We start from the raw sequence: 25,223 nt of genomic DNA, 5'->3' as shown, positions 1-25,223 counted from the left end.
AAACTACTGCAATTATCAAAAATAGGGCTTATCTTTGCACCCTTGTAAAAATATAAAAGATTTAGAATGAAACGTGTAGTTGTTGGACTTTCCGGTGGAGTAGATTCGAGTGTTGCGGCTTATTTGTTGCAACAACAAGGATACGAAGTTATTGGCCTTTTTATGAAAAATTGGCACGATGATTCCGTTACTATTTCTAATGAATGTCCGTGGTTAGAAGATAGTAATGATGCTTTATTAGTAGCTGAAAAACTTGGTATACCGTTTCAGACTGTAGATCTAAGCGAAGAATACAAAGAAAAAATCGTTGATTATATGTTCAACGAATACGAAAAAGGAAGAACTCCAAATCCTGACGTACTTTGTAATCGCGAAATCAAATTTGATGTTTTCATGAAAATTGCTTTAAGCCTTGGTGCAGATTATGTAGCAACAGGTCATTATTGCCAGAAAAATGAAATCGAAGTAGATGGCAAACCCGTTTATCAATTGATAGCAGGTGCAGACAACAACAAAGATCAATCGTATTTTTTATGCCAGTTATCGCAAGATCAATTAGCAAAATCATTGTTCCCAATTGGAGCTTTAACCAAACCGGAAGTGCGTGAAATTGCTGCCGAAATGGATTTGGTAACTGCCGAAAAGAAAGACTCTCAAGGATTATGTTTTATAGGAAAAGTGCGTTTACCGGAATTCCTGCAACAAAAATTGCAGCCTAAAGAGGGTAAAATTGTTCAAATCGATAAAAATGATCCTATTTATACCATCGAAAAACCTGTTGGTCTAACTTTAGAAGAAGAATTAAAATTTGAAGCTAAAAAGCGAGATTATCTTCCAACAATGGGTAAAGTAGTGGGTAAACATCAGGGTGCTCATTATTTTACAGTAGGACAACGAAAAGGATTGAATGTAGGCGGAACAACAGATCCGTTATTTATCATTGCTACAGATGTTGAAACCAATACTATTTATACAGGTTTAACAAGTTTGCATCCGGGTTTATTCAAAAAAGCTTTATTTATAGAAAAATCTGAGGTACACTGGATTCGTACTGATTTAGCATTAAAAGTAGGTGAAACGATGCAGGTAATGGCAAGAATCAGGTATCGTCAGCCTTTGCAAAAAGCAACTTTACACCAATTTGAAGACGGAATGTACATTCAGTTTGACGAAGCACAATCTGCCATTACTGAAGGACAGTTTGCAGCATGGTATTTTGATAATGAATTAGTTGGTTCCGGAGTAATTTCTTAGCTTTATACTTTTTTGCAAAGGTTTAACCTTTTAAAAAAGTAAACTATGAAATATAACTTTACCTTTCTTTTATTGATATTTTCGGTTGCGATGTTTTCGCAACAAGATGCCTGGGTCTATTTTAAAGATAAACCAAGTGCACAAACTTATTTAGACACTCCGTCAAAAATGCTCTCACAACGTGCATTGGATCGCAGAACCAATCAAAATATAAGTTTGGATTTAAGGGATGTTCCTGTAGAACAATCTTACATCAATCAAATAAAATCAAGTGCGGGAATCTCGATAATGGCACAATCTAAATGGATGAATGCGCTACATATTCGAGGAACCGAGGCTAACATTTTAGCACTAAAAACACTGTTGTTTGTCGATAAAGTAGTTTTTGCAGACAAGACCTTAAACACAAGTTCTAAAAGAGTTAGCCAGAATCAGGTTTCTCAGACAAACGACAAACTCAAAACAACAACTGATTATGCATACGGATCTTCTGCAAGTCAGATTCTGATGTTGAACGGACAAGTTTTACATCAACAAAATAAAACAGGTTCCGGAAAAATTATAGCGGTTTTAGATGCCGGTTTTCCGGGCGTAAATACTGCTCAGCCCTTTAAAAAACTGATCGATAACAATCAAATTTTAGGAGGGTATGATTTTGTCAATAAAAATGAGAATTTCTACACTGGCAATAACCACGGAACAATGGTACTCTCGACAATGGGCGGTTATAAAGAAAATGAGTTAGTAGGTACAGCTCCTGATGCTTCTTATTATTTGTTTATTACGGAATATGCCCCAACAGAAAATCCTGTAGAAGAATCGTATTGGGTCGAAGCTGCTGAAAAAGCAGATAGTCTGGGTGTTGATATTATTACAACTTCTTTAGGATATTTTTCTTTTGATAATGCAAATTATAATCATACCTATAGTGATATGAACGGCTCGACGAATTTTATTTCGCGCGGAGCAGAAATTGCATTCAGCAAAGGAATAATTGTAGTAGCATCTGCGGGAAATGAAGGAGCTACCGCAGAACCTCATATTGGTGCGCCGGCAGATGCAGTTTCTGTACTTACGGTAGGCGCAGTAATGGATTCAAAAGTAAAATCAAATTTTAGCTCTGTAGGACCAAGTTACGACGGAAGAATAAAGCCGGATGTTATGGCGCAAGGAACCGCTGCTGTAGTTTCTGATACTGCCGGAAATATAGTAACGGTAAACGGAACCTCGTTTTCGTGTCCAATCATGGCAGGAATGATCGCCTGTTTATGGCAGGCTTATCCCTTAAAAACAAACAAGGAAATTAGGCAAATGGTCCTTAAATCTTCTGATCGGTATGCTGTTCCGGATACTAATTATGGGTACGGAATTCCAAATTTTGGATCTACTTTGGGTGTAGAAAATTTTCAAGTTGCCGCTACAGTTTTTTCAGTATTTCCAAACCCCGTGCAGACAACAGTTTCGTTTTTGTTCGAAAACAGTACTGCTTCTGTATCCATTTACTCTGTTTTAGGACAAAAACTTGTAGAACAACAAATAACAAGTCAAAACCCGGTTCTTTCTGTCGAAGCTTTAAAAAGTGGACTTTATTTTTATACTTTTGATGCTGATGGTGTACATAAAACCGGAAAGATAATCAAACAATAATAGCATTTTTGAATGAATAAAATTACCCAACTTTTTAATATAAAATATCCAATTATTCAAGGTGGAATGATCTGGAACAGTGGATATAAATTAGCGTCTGCTGTAAGTAATGCCGGTGGTTTAGGATTAATAGGCGCTGGTTCTATGTATCCTGAAGTTTTAAGGGAGCATATCCAGAAGTGTAAAAAAGCAACCAATAAACCTTTTGGAGTCAATATACCGATGTTGTATCCCAATATCGAAGAGATTATGAATATTGTGATTGAAGAAGGGGTGAAAATCGTTTTTACATCGGCAGGAAATCCAAAGACATGGACTACTTTTTTGAAAGAAAAAGGAATTACAGTTGTTCACGTAGTCAGCAGTAGTGTTTTTGCTCTAAAAGCTCAGGAAGCGGGAGTTGACGCCATAGTTGCCGAAGGTTTTGAAGCTGGTGGCCATAACGGACGTGATGAAACGACAACATTGACGCTGATACCGATGGTAAGGGAAAAAATTAAAATCCCTGTTATTGCTGCGGGCGGAATTGCAACGGGACGCGGAATGCTGGCTGCAATGGTTTTAGGAGCAGATGGTGTTCAGGTTGGGAGTCGTTTTGCAGCATCAATAGAATCGTCTGCACACAATAATTTTAAAGAAACAATAGTAAAAGTTAAAGAGGGCGATACGCAGTTGACCTTAAAAGAACTTGCCCCTGTACGATTGATTAAAAATAAGTTTTATAACGATGTTCAGGAACTATACGAAAAATCCCCGTCTAAGGAAGATTTGACACTGCTTTTAGGAAGAGCAAGAGCCAAAAAAGGAATGTTTGAAGGGGATCTTGAAGAAGGTGAACTCGAAATTGGACAAATTGCCGGATTAATTCATGAAATTTTGCCTGTTGCGCAAATTGTTCAAGAAATGATGGACGAATTCGGAATTGCTTGCCAGGAAAAGGTTAAATTTGAGTTTTAATTACTGCAAGAAATACAATATGAATTCGATACGCACTTATATCATTTTACTTTTTTTAGGATTTGGTTTGCAACAGGTTCAAAGTCAGGCATACCATTTTAAAACATCCGGATTTAGTGTCCTGGAGAAAAATGATAAAGGAAAATGGGGCGATTGGTCCAATCTTGATTTGGTCAATTTATCGGTAATTTTAGATACCAATAAACATAGAATTGTAGTTTATTCTCAGGAAATTCAACTTTTTAATATTCTCGATTATATCGAACGTGAAGAAAATGATACAGATATTGTTTATTCTTTTATGTGTAAAGATAATGACGGAACTGATTGTAAAATTTCGATAATAACCCGCAAAAAACAAGATTTCAGAAAACAGTTATACATCAACTACAATGATCATATTATAGTCTATAATATTTTTAGTGTTTAGTCAAAAAACAAACCCGACAATTTTTTTTGAAAAAAATGTCGGGTTTGTTTTTTTTAAATCTTAGAACCTTAGTATCTCTGCACCTTAGCACCTTCTTTACTCAATATCCTTAATAAAATCATCATACTCCAGATAGAACAATTCTAAAGCATTCATTTTTTCGAAAAAGAAATTAAAAATAGTATCCCAGTTATTACGGTTACTGAAACCTACACCTTGTATTTCGGTCCAGATCCGGCTTATCGTTTTCCCGCTTTCCAGTGTATAATTTTTTTCGAAAACCAGATCTTTAATAAACTCCTCTTCCAGAATATTTTTTAAAGCCTCTAATTTTTCAAAATAAGCAGTACGTTTCTCATCGCTTCTTTGTTCGATATCGATTAAAACCTGTGCTTTTTTATTGTCTACATAAAATTTAAAAGAGAAATCTTTGATTTTGGTGTCATAAAGAACCCATTTGCGTGGATATTTTTCAGCGAAAGCCACCCAAAACTCTCTTTTTATTTTCTGTGATTCTTCTTTACTGTACATTTTTCTGGCTTTGATTTTAGAAAGTTTGTAGAAACGCGTTTTCTAAACTATATTTATATATTATTTGAGATTCTGTTTAAATTTTATAAATCAGAATTTAATAGTACAAAAATAAACTTTGATTATGGATTTTCAAGATTTTTTGCAATATGTTCCTAATTTAATTCCAGTTCCGTTACCGGGAGTTACTGCACATATAAAAATGGCTCCCAAAGAAAGAATACAAGCCTTGAAAAATCAGGATTTTAAAATAGAAAACCCACGTATTGCTGCGGTAATGATGTTGTTTTATCCCAAAAATGAAAATACACATTTAGTCCTAATAGTCCGTAATGCTTACAAGGGAGTACATTCTTCTCAAATTGCTTTTCCCGGCGGAAAATACGAAACTACAGACGCAGATTATCAGGAAACAGCACTAAGAGAAACGCAAGAAGAAGTTGGGATTGCTCCGGAGAAAATAAAAGTAATCAAGCAATTTTCGCCAATGTATATTCCGCCAAGTAATTTTTTGGTGCATCCGTATTTGGGAATTTCAAAAGAAGAACTTGTGTTTTCTCCGGATAGTAGGGAAGTAGCCGATATTATAGAACTGCCATTGGCTGTATTTATGGATGATAAAATTATTGTCGAAGCCACGTTGTCAACTTCTTATGGAGATAATATTTTAGTTCCGGCTTTTGATATTCAAAATCACATGGTTTGGGGAGCAACAGCAATGATTTTAAGCGAACTGAGAGAGGTTTTGCAAACAACCTTTGAAGGAAATTCGTAAAAGCAGAAATTTAACAATTTGATATTCATTATAATAACAATTTCTTTCCGAAATTGCTTTATAGTATTGCTAAAAGAATAATTTTTGTATGTTTGCGTGATAACAAAAAAATACAACAGACAGCTATGGGATTGTTTAAACGAAATCCTTTTGGACATATATTATTCATCAAGAAATGGTTAATCCGAATTTTAGGAGCCATGACCCACAGAAGATATAGGGGTTTTAATGATTTACAGATCGAAGGATCTGAAATTATTAAGACATTGCCTGATACAAATGTTTTGTTTATATCCAATCATCAAACTTATTTTGCTGATGTAGTTGCTATGTTTCACGTGTTTAACGCAAGTTTAAGCGGACGTCAAGATACCATTAAGAATATTGGATACCTCTGGCAGCCAAAGATGAATATTTATTATGTCGCGGCTAAAGAAACGATGACAGCAGGTTTGCTACCCCGAATTTTGGCCTACGTTGGTGCTATTACGGTTGAGAGAACCTGGCGCGCAAAAGGTGTCGACGTTACAGAAAAACGCGATGTAAACCCTAATGATACTGAAAACATAAGAATTGCGCTTGAAGATGGTTGGGTAATTACGTTTCCGCAAGGAACTACAAAATCGTTTAAACCGGTTCGTAAAGGAACAGCACACATTATTAAACAACATAAACCAATCGTAATTCCTATTGTTATTGACGGCTTTCGCCGTTCGTTTGATAAAAAAGGATTGCGAATGAAGAAAAAAGGAATTTTGCAGTCTTTCATCATCAAAGAACCTCTTGATATTGATTATGAAAACGATACCATCGAAGAAATCGTTGAAAAAGTAGAATTTGCTATCGAACAACACCCGTCATTTTTGAAAGTTATTCCTGCCGAAGAAATCAAAGCAGAGGAAGAACTGAATAAATTGAGAAGATGGGAGTATTAGAGATTTTAGATTGTTGAATTTAGATTTTTGATTTAAGATTTTTGATTGTCGAATTTAGATTTTCTAAAGTTTTAAAATTGACTTAGAAATTTAGCATCTTGTAATCTCAATCAGGAAAAACCTTTGAACCTTTGCTACTTTGAATCTCTGTACCTTCCTCGTTTAAATTTTTGTACCTTCCTAGAAATCAATTTTCTTCAATTCTTTATAGTTTACATATAATCTTTTTAATAAAGTACCATAAAGTAATCTATAGAAACACCAGAACATTCCTAAAAGCAGCAATGTAATAAAAATGAAAGTTCCGGCTGTAAATAAGGTTGCAAATCCTTTTGAGGCTAATTTCTCTCTAATGAACGCCATATCCGGATTGTAGATAAACCCGATAAAAAAGCTAAAAATTGAGCTTATAACGATCATTCCCAAATTATACCAAACATAATACTGAACCGTTTTTCTGGTTTTCAAAATATTACTCATGAGTAATTTTGTAGACTCAACCGTTGATATTGTTTTATACCTTTTGTAAAAAATATAAATAAAAACCAACACAACAATATAATTAAAGTACATTAAAACATCTCCTAAAAATATCATTTCAGGATGTTTTATTTTAATTAGGATATCATCTACGCTTGAGAAAAAGTTAGAAACGGTCCAAAATAATACCTCCAGAATACTAATGATCAAAATCCACTTTACTGTCGAAGATGATTTTTTGTGAATCATTTTGTAGATTTCCTTTTCAGAAATTTGATCAAAAGAATCCGTGTTCTTTTTCCAGTCTTTTTTTAATAAATCCAGTTCTTTCATAATAATTTTTAAGGATTTAGTATTTTTTTTAGTTTCCCTTTAATTCTGTTCATTTTCACACGTGCATTCACTTCGCTGATTCCCAGGGTTTCTGCTATTTCTTGATAATCTTTGTCTTCTAGATACATAAAAACTAATGCTTTTTCGATGTCATTAAGCTGATAAACGGCCTTATACATCAATTTAATCTGTTCTTCTTCTTCATAATTGTAATCGACATCTTTTATAAAATGCTGATGACTTTCATACTCTACGGTCGATACGGTTCGTTTGGTTTTTCGGTATAAAGTAATGGCGGTGTTTAAAGCGACACGATAGGTCCAGGTCGAAAATTTACTATCACCTCTAAATTTTGGATAAGCTTTCCATAACTGAATGGTAATTTCCTGAAACAAGTCTTTGTGAGCATCTTCGCCAGCAGTATATAATCTACAAATCTTGTGGATTATATTCTGATTTGCCTGCAATTGCGCAACAAATGACTGTTCTAGATTTTCGCTCATAATGTATTAGTGTTACTTAAGCGTAGTTTGTTACAACGAATTATTTTTTTAGCCACGAATTTCACAAATTTCTCGAATTATAATTTGATCGTTAATTAATAGAGTATCTAAAATATGCTTTTCAGATATATAAATTAGTGATAATTAGTGTAATTCGTGGCAAAATTTTATAAAGGTCTGGTTTTGTAATAATTCACCATTAAATCTACAAATTTACTATAACCTTCCATGCCGTCTTTTTGATTATTTGTTTTTAAGAAATTATCATAAAAAATCTCAAAGCCTGTTTCGATCGGTGTCTCATATCGTTTCCAGAAGTCCTGGCTTTCCTGATAGTTTTTTAAAATTCCAATATGAACTGTTTGCTTCAATTGTTTAAAAATTCTTTCATCTTTTGCTTGCCAAATCCCCAGGCAGTAGCGCAAAGCAAAGCTATATCCGGAATATTGATAATATAAATCCTGATTTTTTACAGCTGCCAAAACTCCGATAAAGTTACATTCGCTTTCGCTTGCATAACCCATTTGATGTGCCATTTCGTGGCAAGTGGTAACCGGAAAATTGTACATAGGCAGCAAATCATTTACCTGAGCCTCATTAGTAAACGGGTTTAGATAGCCGCCAAAACCCATATAGGTTAGCGGTAAACTGAACAATGATTTTTTAACACTTAAGATTTCGTATTTAAAATAAGGATATTTATTAGCGAGATTTTCATAACCGTTTAAGTTCATCTTAAAAGCCTGGTTTTGCGAATAAGGAAAAACTATTTTTACACTGTCTTTTTTTGTGATTTGAAACTGAATTTCGTTTGTTTTGGCAATTAGTTTCTTTGTAAAAGCAAGTAATTCGGCATCAGTATATTCTCGCTGTATTTTCATTTTTTCGAAAAGAGGTTCCCGATAATAGTTTAATGCCCAAAGCAAATGAAAGAAAAAGTAAAATACAGAAAGGCAGCTTAAGGCTTTCAACAGATTGTCTTTCCAATTTGTTTTCCATGTTTTTCGGGTTTTCCAGATCCATCGAATCAAGAATAAAATCAAAATAGAGTAGATACAATCTCCAATCGAAAATGGAATTTTGCCTAAAAGGATTCTCGAAAAATGCGAGATTTTCAAGTACAATCCGTTGCTGTAAAAACGTTCTGTAAATTCAGGAAAAAAAGGCAGAATTTTTAAAATTATAATTTGTATTAATAGGAATAAGGGAAGTATGTATTTTCTTCTCACGGTTTTACTTTTGGGTTAAAAATAATAATTAAAATAGTAGTTCCCTTTCTTTTTTGTAAATTTGTTATTCAATAAAAGGAAAAATGACACAAATCACTTTAAATATTCCGGATAATGAATTGTCTTTCTTTATGCAATTAATAGAAAAATTTAATTATGAAACTGTAATTAATGAATTTTCTGTGACTGAAGAAATGAAAAATTTGTTAGATGAAAGAAGATCGACTTCGAAGGTTAATGATTTTATTCCTTGGAATGAAGCAAAAAAACAATTATGTTTTAAATCAGAAAAATGATTTTTGAAGTTGTAATTGAGCCAAGAGCAATTCTTGATATACAAGATGCGATTAATTATTATGAATCTAAGCAAAGTGGGCTGGGTGAATATTTTTATCAAGTAATTGATGGTCATATAGAAACATTGAAACGAAATCCTTTCTTTCAAATTAGATACAAAGATTATCACGGTATTCCCACTAAAAATTTTCCCTTTATTATCTTCTATTTTATCGACGAAGCGTTGAAAACAATTTATATTTTATCTGTTTTTAATACTTCATTAAATCCTTCAAAATATCCAAAATAAGACTTACTTATCTATTCAATATTAATTGATTGTAAAAAGTTAGGCGCGAATTTCACTAATTAAAATTTGCTTTATTTTTAATGGTTTAACTAAGTACTAAAGATTTGTATAATCTGATTTACTTTGCTTATAATTTGTGCTAATTCGTGTAATTCGTGGCAAAAAAACAAACACATTCCCGTTTAACTTTGTAACTTTGGAACTCTTAATTGTTAAACTTCAAACAAAAAATAATGAGTCAGGAAATAAGAAATCTGGAACCTAAAGTACTGTGGAATAAATTTGCAGATTTAAATGCCGTTCCGCGTCCGTCAAAGAAAGAAGAGCGCGTAATCGAGTTTATGAAAAACTTTGGAAATAGCTTAGGTTTAGAAACTTTTGAAGACGAAATCAGAAATGTTATTATCAGAAAACCGGCAACTCCGGGAATGGAAAATCGTAAAGCAATCGTAATGCAGGGACACCTTGATATGGTGCACCAAAAAAATGCAGATACTGTTTTTGATTTTGATACCCAGGGAATCGATATGTATGTAGATGGTGACTGGGTTCGCGCTCGCGGTACAACATTAGGAGCAGATAACGGGTTAGGGGTAGCTACAATTATGGCTGTTTTAGAAAGCAAAGATATCCCGCATCCTGCAATCGAAGCTTTGTTTACAATTGATGAGGAAACCGGAATGACAGGAGCTTTAAACTTAAAGGGAGGTATTCTTCAGGGACAGATCCTTTTAAATTTAGATACAGAAGAAGATGATGAAATTGATATAGGTTGTGCTGGTGGAGTGGATGTAACAGCTACAAGATCTTATAATGAAGAAGAAGTTCCGGAAGGTTCTGTTGGGCATATTATTACGGTAAAAGGCTTAAACGGAGGGCATTCAGGAATGGATATCAACAAAGGTTTAGGGAATGCTAATAAAATTATGAACCGTTTGTTATTTGATGCTTTTGAAAACTTTGGTTTGCAGGTAGCTGAAATTAACGGAGGAAGTTTAAGAAACGCTATTCCAAGAGAAAGTGTTGCAAAAGTAATTATTTCTGAAATGTTTGATGAAGCATATATTTTTGATATGCAGGAAATCATCAATGATATTAAAGCCGAATATAAAACAACTGAACCAAACCTTGTGATTGAAATCGTAAAATGCGATTTGCCTGAAAAAGTAATGGATTTAGGAGTTCAGGAAGGTATTATCCGTGCTATTTATGCAGCTCATAACGGCGTTTACAGAATGAGTACTGATATGGAAGATTTGGTCGAAACATCAAATAATATTGCTCGCGTTATTGTAAAAGACGGCGAAATTTCGGTTGGATGTTTAACACGTTCATCAGTTGAAACTTCAAAATTCGATTTGGCAAATGCATTGCGTTCTGCTTTTGAATTGGTAGGTTGCGAAGTAGAACTTGCGGGTTCTTACCCGGGATGGACACCAAATGTAAATTCTGAAATATTAGATACTTTGGTAGGGATTTATGAGAAACAAAATAATGAAAAACCAAAAGTTGTAGCTTGCCACGCTGGTTTAGAATGTGGGATTTTAGGAACAAATTATCCGGATATGGATATGATTTCTTTTGGACCAACAATTCATGGAGCACATTCTCCGGATGAAAGAGCAAGTATTTCTTCTGCTCAAAAATATTGGAAATTTGTATTGGAGATTCTTTCTAATATTCCGGTTAAATAATAAGTCTTAGTATTCAGTCACAGTCTCAGTATTCAGTTTAAAAGAACTGCAAGCTGAGACTGTAAGCTGAGACTAAAATTAATCTCTTTTAGGAGCGTTTTTCTTCTCTCTTTTTTCTTCTTTTTTCTCTTTAGCCGTTTTTAACGGTTCTTTTTTTACCGTTTTTTTAGCATCTTGACTCTTAGCCATAATATATTAATTTTGGTTGATATTACTATTTGTTAGAGTAAATATAAGAGTTTTTAAAATTTAAACAGCATAAAAAAATCCCCAATTTTTTAAAATTGAGGATTTAAGTATTTTCTTTACGTATAAATTTAATTCCGTTTTAGTACTTTATATTGCTCATAACAACCATTTATAGCATCCATGATTTGTAAATCATTGGCAGATTGTATAAAGGAGTCAGAATAGTTGCAACGTTGCAAAATTTCGGGAATTTCGTCTTTACTAATACCCAGAAGTACAGAGACCGTTTCACGATCATATTTGGATTCAAGAAGATTTCGAACGGTATCGTCCTTCCTCATTTCTTTAAGTTTTTTAAGTTCTTTTGCATTTTTTCCGAAAAATCCATAGAGAACATCGGCAGGATTAAAAATAGAGCCTAATACTTTTCCAAATGCATTGGGAGAATATTCGCCGGCTTCATAACCTTGCGTAAGACCAGAAATACTGTAACGGTAATTTTCTTTGGTTGGGATTAATTTTGAATCGACTTCAAGATATCCTGTTAAATTAAAGGGAGCGATAATTACTTCTTCAAGAGCAATTGCTTTTTCAGTAAGTTGAATCCTTGTCACTTTATTTTTTATCCAGTCATTTGTTACTCTGATTCTTAGAGATTGAAATCCTAGAATAGAGAAGTGGATTGTATCATTAAGCTGAACATCTATCTCAAAATATCCTTTTGAATCAGACTTTGCACCACGCACTTTGTTGGTGTTAATGATGTTTACATTGGCAAGTGGTTGTTTGCTATTATCGTTAATAATATAACCGGAAACCCTTTGTGGTACTGTAGATTCAACATCTTGGGCAAAACCAATAGTAGTAGATAGTAGTGTAAAAAAGAAAACTGCGAAATATTTCATATCCTGATTTAAAGCACTAAAAGTACTAAATAGGGATTAAATATTTCGCAGTCTTCGAATATAATTATCAGAAAATTAACAAAGAGAATTAATCTCTTCTTGGTCTTCTTGGTCTTGGCGAATCACCAAAGCTTTCAGAACGTCTTGGAGCTCTGTCTGAACTACCTTCGCTTCTTGGAGCAGAACTTCTAAAACCACCTTCTCTTTTTGGAGCAGATGAATTTCTGTCGCTTCTGAAACCACCTTCTCTTGGAGCAGATGAATTTCTGTCGCTTCTAAATCCACCACCAGAACCTTCACGTCTTGGTCCAAAACTTCCACCACCAGAACCTTCGCGTCTTGGAGCAGAACTACGTCCACCGCCGCCACCGCTACGTCCGTTATGGTCACGTCTTCCGCCACCATCATTTTTAGAAATTTCAACATTAATACGACGTCCTTCTAATTGTACGTTGTTTAATACTTCCATAACTTTATCAGTGTGCTCAGGATCAGTATTAAAGAAAGAGAAACCTTCTTTTACATCTACCTTGAAAACGTCATCACGACCTAAGTCTAATGTTTCTTTCAGGTAATCTTTAAGAGACATCCAATCGAAATTATCTCTTGAACCAATGTTTACAAAATAACGAACTGCTCCGTTATTATTAAATTCTCTTGGCTCAGAGTCAGTTCTTTCGCGTCTTTCTCCAGCTTGAGATGAAATATCTCTGTTCTTTTTGTAATAAGCAATAAAACGGTTAAATTCTACTGAAACCATTTTCTTGATCAACTCTTCTTTAGATAAACCTTCAAGAACGTTGTTGATTGCTGGTAAATAGTTGTCAATTTCGTGATCAACTTCAGTATCTTTAATTTTGTTTGCTAAGTGCAATAATTGAATTTCGCAAATTTCGATTCCGGAAGGAATAGATTTTTCTTCAAATTTTTGTTTGATGATTCTTTCGATAGAAGAAATTTTACGCAACTCACTTTTTGTAACAATTACAATAGAAGTTCCTAATTTTCCAGCTCTACCGGTACGTCCTGAACGGTGATTGTAAGTCTCGATTTCGTCAGGAAGTTGGTAATTTACTACGTGAGTAATATTATCAACGTCAATACCACGTGCAGCAACGTCAGTAGCAACAAGCATCTGAATTTGTCTTCCACGGAAAGATTTCATTACACCATCACGTTGCGCCTGAGATAAATCTCCGTGCAATGCAGCAGCGCTGTATCCGTCTTCGATTAATTTTTCGGCAACAGCCTGTGTATCTCTTTTAGTACGACAGAAAACCACAGAGAAAATATCTGGATTTGCATCGGCTAAACGTTTTAAAGCTTCGTAACGATCACGAGCATTTACTAAGTAAAATTCGTGAGAAACTGTTGCAGAACCAGAGTTCTTAGCTCCAACAGTAATTTCAACCGGTTCGCTCATGAATTGTTTTGCAATTCTGGCAACCTCTTGTGGCATAGTTGCAGAGAACAACCATGTACTTTTTTGATCTGGAGTATCTGATAATATAGACACGATATCCTCATAAAACCCCATGTTCAACATTTCGTCAGCCTCATCAAGAATACAGTAATCTATATTTTTAATGTTAACCAAACCTCTGTTGATCATGTCTTGCATTCTTCCCGGAGTAGCCACAATAATTTGTGCTCCTCTTTTAATGTCTCTAGCTTGCTCTGTAATACTAGCCCCGCCGTAAACTGCTACCACATTAATACCTTTCTCGTATTTTGAGTAGTTTTTAAGTTCGTTGGTAATCTGTAAACAAAGTTCTCGTGTTGGCGATAAAACTAATGCTTGTGTATTCTTGTTGTCAGCATCAATTTTTTGAATTAGCGGAAAACCGAAAGCTGCCGTTTTCCCTGTCCCTGTCTGAGCCAACGCAACCATATCTGTGTCTTTTTCCAATAATAGGGGAATCGCTTTCTCCTGTACTTCTGACGGATTCTCAAATCCTAGATCTAAAATCGCCTTCAGTAACGATTCATTCAATCCTAATTGTTCAAATTTGTTCATATGTATTTTTAAAATAGGGTGCAAAATTACTGTTAATTATTCACATAAACTAATGCTATTTTAAGAATTATGTATTTGTTATGATTTGATTATCAAAAAGTTATACTTATTGTAAAATCTAATTCATGAAGAATTGAAGATTTTCCTGCGAAATTACGTCGTGAAATATAAATTTTGCTATCTAAAATGTTGTATTTTAAACAATTATTTGGTTGTGTTCAGAAAATCAATTAGTTGCTTAGTTGCTTTTGCGCGGTGGCTAATTTTATTTTTTATATCTGATGATAGTTCTGCAAATGTTTCGTCGTAATTTTCTGGTTTAAAAATAGGATCATAGCCAAAACCATGATCTCCTGTTTTTTCCAAAACAATATCTCCTTTTGCAATTCCGGTAAATAAATGCTGTTCTCCTTTTATATTAAGCGCAATAACGGTTTTAAACTGTGCACTACGGTCTTCCTTATCAGATAAACCATCCAGAAGTTTGTTCATATTATCATCAGAATTGCGTTGTTCGCCCGCATATCTGGCAGAATATACACCTGGTTCTCCGTTTAGCGCCTGAACTTCTAATCCAGTATCATCGGCAAAACAATCATAGCCATACTTTTCAGTTACATAATTAGCTTTCAAAATTGCGTTTCCTTCAATTGTATCGGCTGTTTCAGGAATTTCTTCCTGGCAGCCAATTTCTTCTAAACTTAATAATTGTATGGAGCCGTTTAGAATACTTTGAATTTCCTGAATTTTATTTTTGTTATTTGAAGCAAAAACCAGTTGCATAATAATGTGTTTAGAAGATTTAAAACACAAATTTAGAATTCTTATATTTGATATGTGGCGTAAAATAAAAAATAAATGGAGATTTCAGTATTATATAAAAAAATAACCCCTTTCGTTAAGCCTTACCGGAAGATGGTTATTGCAACTTTACTACTTACCTTTTTAGGTTCGTTTGCCGCACAAGTAAATGCTTTAATCTTAAAATATACGGTAGATTCTATTAGTAATTTAATGGTTGCACACGAACCATTATCAAAAGGATTTCATTTATTAGAGATTATAAGTATCGTTTTACTTTCTAAAGAATTGGTTTATTCAGTGGTACAGTTTGGTCAAAAGTTCTATGGCGAGAAGTTGCGTATTTTTATAACCCGTGATATTTCGCAGGCTATTGTCGAAAAAATCCTGAGCTATCGCATGGAGTTTTATACTTCGAATGAAAATGAAAGCGGAAAACTTCAAACCAGAATTGATCTTGGTATTAGCAGTTTGACCAGATTGGTGCAGAATTTTTTTATTGATATTTTGCCTTTGTTTGCAAATGCCTTTGTTGCCCTGGCAATCATGTTTTATGCGAATGTTTATGTGGGTTTGGTGAGTTTATGTATCATCCCGATTTATTTTTATATCAGTCAGTTGCAAGCCACAAAATTGAGTGGTTTTAGACGAAGAATGCGCAATTATCGCGAAACGAAGAATAACGGAATCATCAGTTTAATCGAATCTATAACGGTTATAAAGTCTTTTGTTCGGGAACCAATGGAGGCTGATCGTCATAAAGATATTCAGTTTGAGATGACCGAAAATCAATTGGAAACCAGAAAAACCAGTTTTATTTTCGAAAGTGTCAAAGGTTTTGTAGAACAAATAGGTGTTGTAATTATCATTATTCTAACGGCTTATTTTGTTTTGAATAATACCATGACAATTGGAGCTATTATGTTTCATATTATGTTGTTCAATAATGTATCTGCTCCAATCAGGCAATTGCACCGTATTTATGATGAAGTAAATGATGCTTTGATTTATTCTGAAGGCTTTTTTGATATTTTAGAATCAGATAATGAAAAAGAAACCAGCGGCGATTATATTCCGGAAAAAATTACAGGACTTATTGAAGTCAAAAATGTAGATTTTGTATATCCAAACGGAACAAAAGCACTTTTTGATATTAATTTTAAAATTAAACCAAACGAAACCACGGCTTTGGTGGGATTAAGCGGAGCCGGAAAAAGTACTATAATAAATTTACTGGACAAATTTTATCTGCCTTCCTCCGGAATAATTTATCTGGACGGAGTAGCTTTAAACGATTACAATACTGATTTTCTGCGCAAAAATATTGGTTTGGTATTGCAGAAGAATCATATTTTTAAAGGTACAATTGCAGAGAATATTTTGTACGGAAACCCGGATGCTTCGCAATCTGAAGTTATAGACGCTGCCAGGAAAGCATATATTCATGAACAAGTGTTGCAATTGCCCAAAGGATATGATTCTGATGCGCACTTACTTTCCGGCGGACAACAACAACGAATTGCAATTGCGAGGTTGTTTCTAAAAAATCCACCTATTATTTTTCTGGATGAACCAACAGCAAGTCTGGATGCAATCGCTACCGAACAAATAAAAAAATCACTTGATGCTATAAAAAAAGACAGAACGGTAATTATTATTTCGCACAGTATTTCTCAAATTATTGATGCCTCAAACATAATTGTTTTAGAACAGGGAAGATGTGTAGAAGCAGGAACGCATGACGAATTGTATGACAACAAAGCGGTTTACTACAATATATTTACAGCAATGGCAAATAGCTTAAATATTGACAAAATCACACAAACTCTTGATTAAGATTGGTAAAAATTAGTTTCCAGAATAATTGGTTCTTTGATTGTTTCACTTTCAGATCGTTATCAAAGTCACGATATAAATTCGGCTTTTTTTGCTTCGTTCTACAGGACATAAACTTGCTGGCAGCGAAATAGATTGTTCGTTAAATTATGCAGATTATTATTATCTTGAAGCACTTTTAAGACTTCAAAAACTAAAAAATTAAAATGATGATGAAGAAAATTATCCAAATTTCGTTTACTCTGGCTTTATTGGTATTTATGGTAAGTTGTAAAAACACCAAACAAAAACTTCAGGAGTATGTAAAGACTTATAATAGTACAGCTGCAAGTTTTAAAGCTGATAATGTTACGCTTACAACCGCAAGAGGTTATATTAACGATGATAAAATCGAATTGCGATTCGAAACGAATTTAAAGCAAGACCAACCCAATAAAATGGCGGCAAGTATTGTTTTTCCTAAGATGTTGAAAGAAATGATTGCTAAAAACCAGCTTCCTAAAGAACTTGTTGAAGAAGGTATTCAGTTTGACGCTTACTTTTTGGCAAATGACAATACGGTTCTTGTAAAAGAAATAATTAATAAAGAATCTTTGTCTGAATTATTGAAATAGCTTAAAAAAGAGCCTCTTTGGATAATTTCAAAGAGGCTCTTTTTTTTAACGTTTAGTAACATTTGTCAAAATATCCGGGAAGTACGAATCTGAGAGATTACCAAATTCATCGCCACGCATAAAGATATTAATATCAACATCGGCAAAACTTTTCTTTCCGGCTGCTGCCAGAAGCTCATTGGCAGAGTGCAGTGTATTTTTATGAAAATGGTATACACGATCTGATTTATCGGTGACCACCAATCCTTTCATCAACATTTTGTTTTGAGTAGCAACTCCGGTAGGACATTCGTTATTGTGGCAACGCAATGCCTGAATACAGCCTAATGAAAACATAAAACCACGCGCACTGTTACACATATCTGCGCCTAAAGCTATTGCATGCAGGATAGAATAACCTGAAATGATTTTTCCGCTACCAATAATTCGTATTTTATCACGAATATTTAAACCTATTAAAGTTTTGTTTACAAATATTAATGCAGGCTCAAAAGGCATTCCCACACCATCAGCAAATTCTAAAGGTGCTGCTCCGGTTCCTCCTTCGGCACCGTCTACAGTAATAAAATCGGGAAAAATATCTTCAGAAATCATTTCGTGACAAATAGCTTCAAACTCGGCTGTGTTTCCAATACATAGCTTAAATCCAATTGGTTTTCCGTTTGATAATTGACGCAATTGTGCTATAAAATGAATAAGTCCTTTGCTGTCTGAAAAAGCATGATGACCGGGAGGGGAAAGGATCATGGTATGGGGCTCAACTCCTCTTATTTTGGCAATTTGCTTGGTGTTTTTAGCAGCCGGAAGTACACCTCCGTGACCCGGTTTTGCACCTTGCGAAAGCTTAATTTCGATCATTTTAACGTTTGGAAGATTGGCTTTTTCTGAAAATTTTTCAGGACTAAAATTACCTTCAGCATCACGACAGCCAAAATATCCTGTACCAATTTGCCAGGTTATGTCACCACCGGCGGCAAGATGAAATTCAGTCAAACCACCTTCTCCTGTATTTTGGTAGAAGTTTCCTTTTTTGGCACCAATGTTTATGGCGCGAACGGCATTCTCGCTTAAGGAACCAAAACTCATGGCCGAAACATTAAATAAAGAAGCTAAATAAGGTTGCTTACAATCTTTTCCGCCCACTAATACACGAGGTAATTCTTCGTTGACTTTTGCCGGAAAAATAGAATGTTTTATTCCTTCGTAACTATCGTGATTCAGGTTTTGTTGTGTTCCAAAAGGGGTACTTGAATCTATATTTTTGGCTCTTTGGTATACCAAAGATCGTTGATTTCTGGAAAAAGGCCTTCCATCAGTAGATCTTTCTATGAAATATTGCTGAATTTCCGGAGCAATCATTTCAAATAAATACCTGAAATAACCTAAAACAGGAAAGTTTCGCAGGATCGCATGTTTCTTTTGAAAAATATTATAAAGACCAACAACCAATAGTATCGGAATAATGATAACGAGTAAAAAACCACGCTTGGTATAAAAGTAAATTGTAACAACAATTAGAAACAATAAGAATCCGTAGATAAAGAATTTTTTTCTCATGTTTGTAAAAAATTAGAGGGTAATAGTTTAATAATTAATTGAACCGCAGGCGAACATAAACATGTTTAATACCTTTTTTGTCTGATTCTCTCTCGTCAATTTCAAGAATATCAGTTAGCGATTTTAGCATTGGTGTAAGTTTAGAAAAACCATAATTTCTTGGATCGAATTCCGGTTTTTTCTTCACAATCAAATTTCCAACATCTCCCAAAAACGCCCATCCGTCATCATCTTCAATATCTTCAATCGTGGCTTCGATAAGGTCAATCGTTTGTTTGTCTATTTTGTGTAATGCTTTTTCTGCCGGTTTTTCGACAGGTTTTTTAGCATCTGTTGCAGTAGTTGCTTTAGGTTTTTTCTTCTGGATGGCACCGTCAAGCACTTCAATATATATAAATCTGTCGCAGGCAACTATAAAAGAGTTAGGCGTTTTCTTTTCGCCAATACCTATTACTTTCATACCGGATTCTCTTAATCTGATGGCCAGACGGGTAAAGTCGCTATCGCTGGAAACAATACAAAATCCGTCTAGTTTTCCGGAATAAAGCAAATCCATAGCATCAATAATCAAAGCAGAATCAGATGAATTTTTTCCTACTGTATAGCTGTATTGCTGTATAGGTGTAATGGCGTGTTCGAGTAAAACAGCTTTCCATCCGTTCGAATTTGGTTTGGTCCAGTCTGCATAAATACGCTTTGTGGTTGGCGTTCCAAATTTTGTTATTTCTTCCATCATGCCTTTTACATTGCTGTAAGGCACATTATCGGCATCAATAAGAACGGCTAGTTTTAGATCTTTTGAGTTGCTTAAAGCCATTATTTAAGTGTTAGAAAAATTAGTACTTCCAAAGGTAAAATTAAAATTAGTTTTATTTGAATTTGATCTGAAATATGTGTTTTGTTTTATATTAATTATTTTGGTTATAAATAAGGAATTTACGGTAAGAAAACAATTAAAGATAAATTTGTCTTTTAATATGATTTTAAATACATTTGTATTCAATTAACAAATTTATCTATGTTTTCAAAAGCGTGCGAGTACGGTATCAGGGCTTCAATTTTTATTGCAACCAAATCTTCTGAAGGAATTAGGGTAGGTATAAAAGATGTAGCGAAAGAGATTGATTCGCCGGAGCCTTTTACGGGTAAAATAATGCAAATTTTAACCAAAAGCGGAATTATAGAATCGGCAAAAGGTGTAGGAGGAGGATTTGAAATTTCAAATGAGGCTATAAAATCGATAAAGCTCATCCAGATTGTAGATGCTATCGACGGCGATGCTATATATAAAGGTTGCGGAATTGGTCTAAAGGAATGTTCAGAAACTCATCCTTGTCCTGTACACAATCAATTTAAAAAAATCCGGGAACTATTATTGACGATGCTTACCAATACCACCTTAGAAGAGCTGGCTTTAGGCGTTAATTCAGGAGATTTTTATCTCAAAATATTTAATAAAAGTGAATAGATTATATAATTTAAATATACAATAATGAATAAAAAAGTTCAAATTTCGATGTTAATGCTAATGGGATTTTTAGCAATAACTTCTTGCGGAAAAAAGGAAACGGTACCTGCAGATCAATCAACAGAGGTCAATGAAACAGAATCAGAAGGTGTACAACCGGAAGCAGCTGTCGAAAATGTTTTGGTGATCGAAGGTAATGACCAGATGCAGTTTAATACTAAAGAACTGAAAGCAATAGCAGGAAAACCAATTACGCTGACTTTAAAACACACAGGCAAAATACCAAAAGAAGCTATGGGGCACAATCTGGTAATTTTGCAGGAAGGTACAGACGAAGCTGCTTTTGCTGCTAAGGCGATTAATGCGAAAGACACTGATTATATTCCAGCTTCAGAAAAAGCGTCGATTATTGCTCATACCAAATTATTGGGTGGGGGAGAAACAGATACAATTGAATTTACAATTGATAAAAAAGGAACCTATAATTTTTTATGTACTTTCCCTGGACACGTTGCCATGATGAAAGGCGTTTTGATTGTAGAATAAGGGACAAACTCTAATGCTGTTTTTAGGTATTAGAGTTTTTTAATAACACAATAAAAGACAAAAATATCTTTTATTATAAGTCAAATCATAATTAATTTTAATAAGATGGAAAATTTAAAGAATAAAACAATTGGCTCTTTTGTAGCACAGGATTTTAGAACAGCAGGCGTATTTACAAAATATCAAATTGATTTTTGTTGCAAAGGAAACAGAACATTAAACGAAGTTTGCGAAAAGCAAAATATTGATCCGGATACTTTGTTACAAAATTTGAATGATGTTTTAGAATCTGAAAATAATAATGGTGTAGATTTTAATTCGTGGCCTTTGGACTTAATGGTAGATTATATCGAAAAAACGCACCATCGTTATGTCGAGGATAAAACAATTATCCTGACTCAGTTTCTGGATAAGCTATGTAAAGTTCATGGAGCTGCTCATCCGGAATTGTTTAAGGTAAATGAGCTTTTTACGGCAGGTGCAGAAGAATTGGCGCAACACATGAAAAAAGAAGAATTGATCTTGTTTCCTTTCATAAAAAGAATGGTAAAAACAAAACAAGAAGATGGGGTTTTATCCCAGCCGTCTTTTGGTACAGTATCTAACCCAATTGCGATGATGATGCACGAACATGATAATGAAGGGGATCGTTACAGAGAAATTGCAAGTTTAACCAATAATTACACTCCACCTAGTGATGGTTGTACTACTTATAAAGTAGCGTTTGCAATGCTTAAAGAATTTGAAGAAGATTTGCATAAACACATTCATCTGGAGAATAATATACTTTTTAATAAAGCCGTTATTCTGGAAAAAGAATTTGCTTAAAATACTATCGTAGAATAAATGCACCGGCACAATCAAAAAAAGATTAGTGTTGGTGCATTTTTATTTGAAGAGAAACAAAAAGCAAGAGACCCTTACTTAAAATTCGCTCTTGCTTTTCTACTAATCAACCTATTTAAATTTTTTGAGCTTCCAGATTTATTGTCTCAATGGTTTTGTCATTATTTACACCTAATCCTTCTTGTTGGTAGACTAATTCTCCATCAGTATTGAAAACGCTTATAATATTTGAATGCGAAAACTCCATAGGAGATATTTCCTTGTAATTGACGGCTAAAATTGCTGCAAATTCTCTGGTATTTTCTTCCGTAGAACGCAGAAAAATCCAAGGTTCCTGATTCATTTTATTGGTTATCGCAAATGCTTTTAATTTTTGCGGAGTATCTGTTACAGGATCAATACTTACTAAAATAAGTTTTACATTTTTTTTAGTTTTTTGATCCAGTTTTCCTTCAATAGCTCTCATATCTGCTATTAATCTCGGGCAAGCTGCTTTGCATGAAGTATAAATCATAACCATGACCAGCACATTTCCTTTCAGGCTTTTTAGTTCAAGATCTTTACCCTCCTGATTGGTCCATTTTGATGGAAGATTGTAGATCGATAAATCCGTAATTGGTTTTTCTTTTGGTTTTACAATCGTGGTAGTTTTGGTGTCTTTGCAACTTTGCAGACTCAGCGCCAATATAAAAATTGTGCATATTATTTTTTTCATTTTCAGTAATTTAAAAATTATGGTTTTGTTGTACCCGCACATCTAAAACCAAGATTGCGTGTCGAATATTGGGCTTTAAGACTGCCTCTGAAAGCGTATCGCATAAAAGCGGCATAATCCATAAGATCTGTAGCATTGACAGATGCAGCGCCACAAAACAGGTTTTTATCTTCGCTCTTATCCTTTCTGGATTCTCCTGATAAAAAAATGCTGTTAAAGTCAGAAGTCCATTCCCAAACTAAACCATGCAGGTCATAAACTCCCCAGTAATTTTTGAAAGTCTTCCCAATTTGATTCTCATAAGTCTTTGATTTTTCATACCAGGACAAGATATATTTATTGAATTCGGCTTTGGTTCGGGCATCGATTTTTTTTTCATCAGCCATCGCAACATATTCCCATTCCTCCATTGTAGACAATCGCTTTCCCTGACATTCGCAATATTTTTTGGCTGCAAACCACGAAACACTTGTTACAGGAGATTTAGGGTTTACATTCCCGAAATCTAAATCACTTTTCCAGTAAAACAGATAGCTTTTGTCTGCATAAATTCCTTTTATTTTAGTTTTACGATAGTCTGATTTTTTTTTGACAAAAGTCAGATAATCAGCATTCGTAACCGGATAAATATCAATATAAAAGGGTTTTACAAACACTGGTTTTTTTGTTACGGCTCCGTAAAGAGGGATAAAAGAGCCCTCTTGTATCAGAACCATTTTAGTTTCCTGTGTGCTCACAAATGTTATTTGCAGGAAGAAAACCAGCATAAAAATGCTTTTTTGCATAGTTGTATCTTTAGCGTTGTGCTTTTACCATTTCTGGTGTTACAACCGTTTTATTATTTCCCCAACTGTTATAGATATAGGTCATAACATTCGCAATTTCGTCGTCAGATAAATTCTGACCGGGCATAATATTATTGTATTTTTTGCCATTTACAGTAACTTCACCGCTTAAACCATGCAAGATTGTTTTGATAGCTCGTTTGGGGTCTGCATTTAGATAATCTGATTTGGCAAGAGGAGGGAAAGCATTCGGTATGCCTTGTCCTTCAGATTGATGACAGGCGAAACAGGTTGTGCCAAAAATTTCTTTTCCAATTATTACCCTTTCTGCTGCAGTTCTTTTAGGAGTGGCTACTTTAGCGACACCATTATCAGGCATTTTCTGGATTGTTCCACCTTCAGGAAGATAAATTCCTTCCTGTATAGTTCCGGAATAAATGTTTTTATTTTCAGCACCTTCGACTTTTAGTATTCCTAAAGCACCTTTATTAAAAGCTCTGAATATAGAGTGATCAACAAGGATGAAATTTCCGGGTGTTTCTACTTTAAAGTCTACAATTGCAGCACCACCGGCAGGAATTAAGGTAGTTTGAACATTTTCGTTGATAAGTGCACCACCTTCTACATGAACATGATCAAAGATTTCGCCAATAACATGAAAAGAAGAAACCAGATTTGGACCACCGTTCCCTACAAATAAACGAACCGTTTCGCCCACTTTTGCAGTTAGTTCATTTCCGTTGGTCAGTGAACCAACTTTTCCGTTAAAAACTACATAATCAGGAGTTTCTTTAATGGCTTTATTCATATCAAAAGGCTGTAGGCCTTTGGCTCCATATTCGCCCTGGGTATAAAAATCGCCCTGCATTACGTAGTATTCCTTATCAACAGGAGGAAGTCCGCCCTCCGGTTCGACCAAAATTAAACCGTACATACCATTTGCAATATGCATTCCTACAGGAGCAGTCGCACAATGATAAACATACAAGCCCGGATTAATTACCTTAAAGCTAAATACTTTTTCATGTCCCGGAGCGACCAATGACGATGTTGCACCACCGCCGGGACCAGTAACAGCATGTAAATCTATATTATGGGGTAGTTTATTATCAGGATGGTTTTTTAAGTGAAATTCGACTTCATCACCAACACGGGTTCTGATAAAACTGCCGGGTACAGATCCTCCAAATGTCCAATACGTATATTTTACACCATCGGTCATTGTACCTTCCTGTTCTTTAATTTCCATATTTACCTTTAGCTTCATCGCCGTTCTGTTACCTACAGGTTTAGGTACCATTGGTGGTGCAGTAAGTACAGCGACCATTTCTCCTTCGGTCATAATATCAGTATAATTACCTGATTTCTCTTCTTTTTTGCAGCTGCCTAAAAGCATCATTACAATGCAAAAACAGATAATTCTTATTGCTTTAATCGAGACATTATAATTCTTTTTCATAATAAATTGGTTTCATTTTAGTTTTAAAATCTAGGGTAAAAATAAAAGACTAAACTATCTTTTATTATGATAAAAGTCATATTTTACTTATAATTTATTGTTGATTTTAAGTTGTTTAGCTTTTTTTACAG

General features: G+C 34.4%; 26 protein-coding genes. 14 read left to right on the top strand and 12 right to left on the bottom strand.

Annotation, left to right across the window (positions count from 1 at the left end; all coding sequences use genetic code 11):
• Positions 1-66 precede the first annotated feature (66 nt).
• Genes mnmA through B0A64_RS20560 form a run of 4 tightly spaced genes read left to right on the top strand, consistent with a single transcriptional unit; the run spans position 67 to position 4,288 of the window.
• Entirely contained in the window at positions 67-1,254 is a 1,188-nt protein-coding gene (mnmA, locus tag B0A64_RS20575) for a tRNA 2-thiouridine(34) synthase MnmA (protein ID WP_089481364.1), read from the top strand.
• A gap of 45 nt (positions 1,255-1,299) precedes the next feature.
• Entirely contained in the window at positions 1,300-2,901 is a 1,602-nt protein-coding gene (locus tag B0A64_RS20570) for a S8 family serine peptidase (RefSeq protein WP_089481363.1), read from the top strand.
• A gap of 12 nt (positions 2,902-2,913) precedes the next feature.
• The gene (locus tag B0A64_RS20565; RefSeq protein ID WP_089481362.1) at positions 2,914-3,858 is read left to right on the top strand and encodes an NAD(P)H-dependent flavin oxidoreductase; all 945 of its coding nucleotides are present in this window, start codon (positions 2,914-2,916) and stop codon (positions 3,856-3,858) included.
• Between the two features lie 19 nt (positions 3,859-3,877).
• Positions 3,878-4,288 (top strand): hypothetical protein, encoded by a 411-nt coding sequence (locus tag B0A64_RS20560; RefSeq protein ID WP_089481361.1) that lies wholly within the window; start codon positions 3,878-3,880, stop codon positions 4,286-4,288.
• Between the two features lie 96 nt (positions 4,289-4,384).
• Here the strand turns inward: B0A64_RS20560 and B0A64_RS20555 are convergent, their stop codons facing one another.
• Positions 4,385-4,819, bottom strand: a complete 435-nt coding sequence (locus B0A64_RS20555) for a DUF4268 domain-containing protein (RefSeq protein ID WP_089481360.1) — start codon at positions 4,817-4,819, stop codon at positions 4,385-4,387.
• Positions 4,820-4,943: 124 nt separating this feature from the next.
• On the opposite strand from B0A64_RS20555, the gene B0A64_RS20550 reads away from it, so the two are divergent.
• Together B0A64_RS20550 and B0A64_RS20545 are read left to right on the top strand one after the other, a co-directional pair.
• A complete protein-coding gene (locus tag B0A64_RS20550) occupies positions 4,944-5,594 on the top strand; it encodes an NUDIX hydrolase (protein ID WP_089481359.1) in 651 nt (216 codons plus the stop codon).
• Between the two features lie 125 nt (positions 5,595-5,719).
• A complete protein-coding gene (locus B0A64_RS20545; protein ID WP_089481358.1) occupies positions 5,720-6,529 on the top strand; it encodes a lysophospholipid acyltransferase family protein in 810 nt (269 codons plus the stop codon).
• A gap of 180 nt (positions 6,530-6,709) precedes the next feature.
• On the opposite strand, the gene B0A64_RS20540 is transcribed toward B0A64_RS20545, so the two are convergent.
• From B0A64_RS20540 to B0A64_RS20530, 3 genes are all read right to left on the bottom strand, one after another.
• Entirely contained in the window at positions 6,710-7,342 is a 633-nt protein-coding gene (locus tag B0A64_RS20540) for a hypothetical protein (RefSeq protein ID WP_089481357.1), read from the bottom strand.
• Between the two features lie 8 nt (positions 7,343-7,350).
• On the bottom strand, positions 7,351-7,845 hold the full coding sequence (locus B0A64_RS20535) for an RNA polymerase sigma factor (RefSeq protein WP_089481356.1): 495 nt from the start codon (positions 7,843-7,845) through the stop codon (positions 7,351-7,353).
• 167 nt (positions 7,846-8,012) lie between these two features.
• On the bottom strand, positions 8,013-9,074 hold the full coding sequence (locus B0A64_RS20530) for a DUF3810 domain-containing protein (RefSeq protein WP_089481355.1): 1,062 nt from the start codon (positions 9,072-9,074) through the stop codon (positions 8,013-8,015).
• An 83-nt stretch (positions 9,075-9,157) separates the two neighbouring features.
• Between B0A64_RS20530 and B0A64_RS20525 the strand changes: the two genes are divergently transcribed.
• From B0A64_RS20525 to B0A64_RS20515, 3 genes are all read left to right on the top strand, one after another.
• Entirely contained in the window at positions 9,158-9,370 is a 213-nt protein-coding gene (locus B0A64_RS20525; RefSeq protein ID WP_089481354.1) for a hypothetical protein, read from the top strand.
• The gene (locus tag B0A64_RS20520; protein WP_089481353.1) at positions 9,367-9,660 is read left to right on the top strand and encodes a type II toxin-antitoxin system RelE/ParE family toxin; all 294 of its coding nucleotides are present in this window, start codon (positions 9,367-9,369) and stop codon (positions 9,658-9,660) included. The genes B0A64_RS20525 and B0A64_RS20520 overlap by 4 nt, the downstream gene beginning before the upstream one ends.
• 233 nt (positions 9,661-9,893) lie before the next feature.
• Positions 9,894-11,354: an aminoacyl-histidine dipeptidase gene (locus tag B0A64_RS20515; RefSeq protein WP_089481352.1), complete on the top strand. Its 1,461-nt coding sequence runs from the start codon at positions 9,894-9,896 to the stop codon at positions 11,352-11,354.
• A 317-nt stretch (positions 11,355-11,671) separates the two neighbouring features.
• Here B0A64_RS20515 and B0A64_RS20505 read toward each other — a convergent pair whose 3' ends face one another.
• The 3 genes from B0A64_RS20505 to B0A64_RS20495 form a co-directional block, all read right to left on the bottom strand.
• The gene (locus tag B0A64_RS20505; RefSeq protein ID WP_089481351.1) at positions 11,672-12,448 is read right to left on the bottom strand and encodes a carboxypeptidase-like regulatory domain-containing protein; all 777 of its coding nucleotides are present in this window, start codon (positions 12,446-12,448) and stop codon (positions 11,672-11,674) included.
• An 88-nt stretch (positions 12,449-12,536) separates the two neighbouring features.
• A complete protein-coding gene (locus B0A64_RS20500; RefSeq protein ID WP_089481350.1) occupies positions 12,537-14,465 on the bottom strand; it encodes a DEAD/DEAH box helicase in 1,929 nt (642 codons plus the stop codon).
• A gap of 204 nt (positions 14,466-14,669) precedes the next feature.
• Positions 14,670-15,248: a non-canonical purine NTP diphosphatase gene (locus tag B0A64_RS20495; protein ID WP_089481349.1), complete on the bottom strand. Its 579-nt coding sequence runs from the start codon at positions 15,246-15,248 to the stop codon at positions 14,670-14,672.
• A 75-nt stretch (positions 15,249-15,323) separates the two neighbouring features.
• Between B0A64_RS20495 and B0A64_RS20490 the strand changes: the two genes are divergently transcribed.
• Together B0A64_RS20490 and B0A64_RS20485 are read left to right on the top strand one after the other, a co-directional pair.
• Entirely contained in the window at positions 15,324-17,102 is a 1,779-nt protein-coding gene (locus tag B0A64_RS20490; protein ID WP_089481348.1) for an ABC transporter ATP-binding protein, read from the top strand.
• Positions 17,103-17,311: 209 nt separating this feature from the next.
• Positions 17,312-17,716 (top strand): hypothetical protein, encoded by a 405-nt coding sequence (locus B0A64_RS20485; protein WP_089481377.1) that lies wholly within the window; start codon positions 17,312-17,314, stop codon positions 17,714-17,716.
• Positions 17,717-17,761: 45 nt separating this feature from the next.
• Here the strand turns inward: B0A64_RS20485 and B0A64_RS20480 are convergent, their stop codons facing one another.
• Both B0A64_RS20480 and B0A64_RS20475 read right to left on the bottom strand, forming a co-directional pair.
• On the bottom strand, positions 17,762-19,273 hold the full coding sequence (locus B0A64_RS20480) for an FMN-binding glutamate synthase family protein (protein WP_089481347.1): 1,512 nt from the start codon (positions 19,271-19,273) through the stop codon (positions 17,762-17,764).
• 34 nt (positions 19,274-19,307) lie between these two features.
• Positions 19,308-20,090 (bottom strand): NYN domain-containing protein, encoded by a 783-nt coding sequence (locus B0A64_RS20475; RefSeq protein WP_089481346.1) that lies wholly within the window; start codon positions 20,088-20,090, stop codon positions 19,308-19,310.
• Between the two features lie 201 nt (positions 20,091-20,291).
• Between B0A64_RS20475 and B0A64_RS20470 the strand changes: the two genes are divergently transcribed.
• The 3 genes from B0A64_RS20470 to ric all read left to right on the top strand — a co-directional run bounded on the left by B0A64_RS20470 (position 20,292) and on the right by ric (position 22,115).
• Entirely contained in the window at positions 20,292-20,741 is a 450-nt protein-coding gene (locus B0A64_RS20470; protein WP_089481345.1) for an RrF2 family transcriptional regulator, read from the top strand.
• A gap of 24 nt (positions 20,742-20,765) precedes the next feature.
• Positions 20,766-21,287 (top strand): azurin, encoded by a 522-nt coding sequence (gene azu, locus B0A64_RS20465; RefSeq protein WP_089481344.1) that lies wholly within the window; start codon positions 20,766-20,768, stop codon positions 21,285-21,287.
• Positions 21,288-21,392: 105 nt separating this feature from the next.
• The gene (gene ric, locus B0A64_RS20460; RefSeq protein WP_089481343.1) at positions 21,393-22,115 is read left to right on the top strand and encodes an iron-sulfur cluster repair di-iron protein; all 723 of its coding nucleotides are present in this window, start codon (positions 21,393-21,395) and stop codon (positions 22,113-22,115) included.
• A 133-nt stretch (positions 22,116-22,248) separates the two neighbouring features.
• Here the strand turns inward: ric and B0A64_RS20455 are convergent, their stop codons facing one another.
• Genes B0A64_RS20455 through nirK form a run of 3 tightly spaced genes read right to left on the bottom strand, consistent with a single transcriptional unit; the run spans position 22,249 to position 25,092 of the window.
• Positions 22,249-22,848, bottom strand: a complete 600-nt coding sequence (locus B0A64_RS20455) for an SCO family protein (RefSeq protein WP_089481342.1) — start codon at positions 22,846-22,848, stop codon at positions 22,249-22,251.
• Positions 22,849-22,865: 17 nt separating this feature from the next.
• On the bottom strand, positions 22,866-23,633 hold the full coding sequence (locus B0A64_RS20450; protein ID WP_089481341.1) for a formylglycine-generating enzyme family protein: 768 nt from the start codon (positions 23,631-23,633) through the stop codon (positions 22,866-22,868).
• Positions 23,634-23,643: 10 nt separating this feature from the next.
• Positions 23,644-25,092, bottom strand: coding sequence for a copper-containing nitrite reductase (gene nirK, locus B0A64_RS20445; protein WP_089481340.1), 1,449 nt, complete (start codon positions 25,090-25,092; stop codon positions 23,644-23,646).
• Positions 25,093-25,223 lie beyond the last annotated feature (131 nt).

The organism is Flavobacterium araucananum (assembly GCF_002222055.1).
Classification (GTDB): Bacteria; Bacteroidota; Bacteroidia; order Flavobacteriales; family Flavobacteriaceae; genus Flavobacterium; species Flavobacterium araucananum.
Note: the sequence above shows the minus strand (reverse complement) of the source record. Positions and strands in the feature narration are given on the sequence as shown.

Bases quoted from the DNA above. Each gene is read 5' to 3' on its own strand.
- B0A64_RS20560 (WP_089481361.1), top strand. From the start codon at position 3,878: ATGAATTCGATACGCACTTATATCATTTTACTTTTTTTAGGATTTGGT.
- B0A64_RS20545 (WP_089481358.1), top strand. From the start codon at position 5,720: ATGGGATTGTTTAAACGAAATCCTTTTGGACATATATTATTCATCAAG.
- B0A64_RS20540 (WP_089481357.1), bottom strand. From the start codon at position 7,342: ATGAAAGAACTGGATTTATTAAAAAAAGACTGGAAAAAGAACACGGAT.
- B0A64_RS20470 (WP_089481345.1), top strand. From the start codon at position 20,292: ATGTTTTCAAAAGCGTGCGAGTACGGTATCAGGGCTTCAATTTTTATT.
- nirK (WP_089481340.1), bottom strand. From the start codon at position 25,092: ATGAAAAAGAATTATAATGTCTCGATTAAAGCAATAAGAATTATCTGT.
- B0A64_RS20525 (WP_089481354.1), top strand. From the start codon at position 9,158: ATGACACAAATCACTTTAAATATTCCGGATAATGAATTGTCTTTCTTT.
- B0A64_RS20550 (WP_089481359.1), top strand. From the start codon at position 4,944: ATGGATTTTCAAGATTTTTTGCAATATGTTCCTAATTTAATTCCAGTT.
- B0A64_RS20475 (WP_089481346.1), bottom strand. From the start codon at position 20,090: ATGGCTTTAAGCAACTCAAAAGATCTAAAACTAGCCGTTCTTATTGAT.
- azu (WP_089481344.1), top strand. From the start codon at position 20,766: ATGAATAAAAAAGTTCAAATTTCGATGTTAATGCTAATGGGATTTTTA.
- B0A64_RS20565 (WP_089481362.1), top strand. From the start codon at position 2,914: ATGAATAAAATTACCCAACTTTTTAATATAAAATATCCAATTATTCAA.
- B0A64_RS20485 (WP_089481377.1), top strand. From the start codon at position 17,312: ATGATGAAGAAAATTATCCAAATTTCGTTTACTCTGGCTTTATTGGTA.
- B0A64_RS20490 (WP_089481348.1), top strand. From the start codon at position 15,324: ATGGAGATTTCAGTATTATATAAAAAAATAACCCCTTTCGTTAAGCCT.
- B0A64_RS20455 (WP_089481342.1), bottom strand. From the start codon at position 22,848: ATGAAAAAAATAATATGCACAATTTTTATATTGGCGCTGAGTCTGCAA.
- B0A64_RS20570 (WP_089481363.1), top strand. From the start codon at position 1,300: ATGAAATATAACTTTACCTTTCTTTTATTGATATTTTCGGTTGCGATG.
- B0A64_RS20555 (WP_089481360.1), bottom strand. From the start codon at position 4,819: ATGTACAGTAAAGAAGAATCACAGAAAATAAAAAGAGAGTTTTGGGTG.
- B0A64_RS20450 (WP_089481341.1), bottom strand. From the start codon at position 23,633: ATGCAAAAAAGCATTTTTATGCTGGTTTTCTTCCTGCAAATAACATTT.
- B0A64_RS20515 (WP_089481352.1), top strand. From the start codon at position 9,894: ATGAGTCAGGAAATAAGAAATCTGGAACCTAAAGTACTGTGGAATAAA.
- ric (WP_089481343.1), top strand. From the start codon at position 21,393: ATGGAAAATTTAAAGAATAAAACAATTGGCTCTTTTGTAGCACAGGAT.
- B0A64_RS20505 (WP_089481351.1), bottom strand. From the start codon at position 12,448: ATGAAATATTTCGCAGTTTTCTTTTTTACACTACTATCTACTACTATT.
- B0A64_RS20495 (WP_089481349.1), bottom strand. From the start codon at position 15,248: ATGCAACTGGTTTTTGCTTCAAATAACAAAAATAAAATTCAGGAAATT.
- B0A64_RS20520 (WP_089481353.1), top strand. From the start codon at position 9,367: ATGATTTTTGAAGTTGTAATTGAGCCAAGAGCAATTCTTGATATACAA.
- B0A64_RS20500 (WP_089481350.1), bottom strand. From the start codon at position 14,465: ATGAACAAATTTGAACAATTAGGATTGAATGAATCGTTACTGAAGGCG.
- B0A64_RS20480 (WP_089481347.1), bottom strand. From the start codon at position 19,273: ATGAGAAAAAAATTCTTTATCTACGGATTCTTATTGTTTCTAATTGTT.
- B0A64_RS20535 (WP_089481356.1), bottom strand. From the start codon at position 7,845: ATGAGCGAAAATCTAGAACAGTCATTTGTTGCGCAATTGCAGGCAAAT.
- mnmA (WP_089481364.1), top strand. From the start codon at position 67: ATGAAACGTGTAGTTGTTGGACTTTCCGGTGGAGTAGATTCGAGTGTT.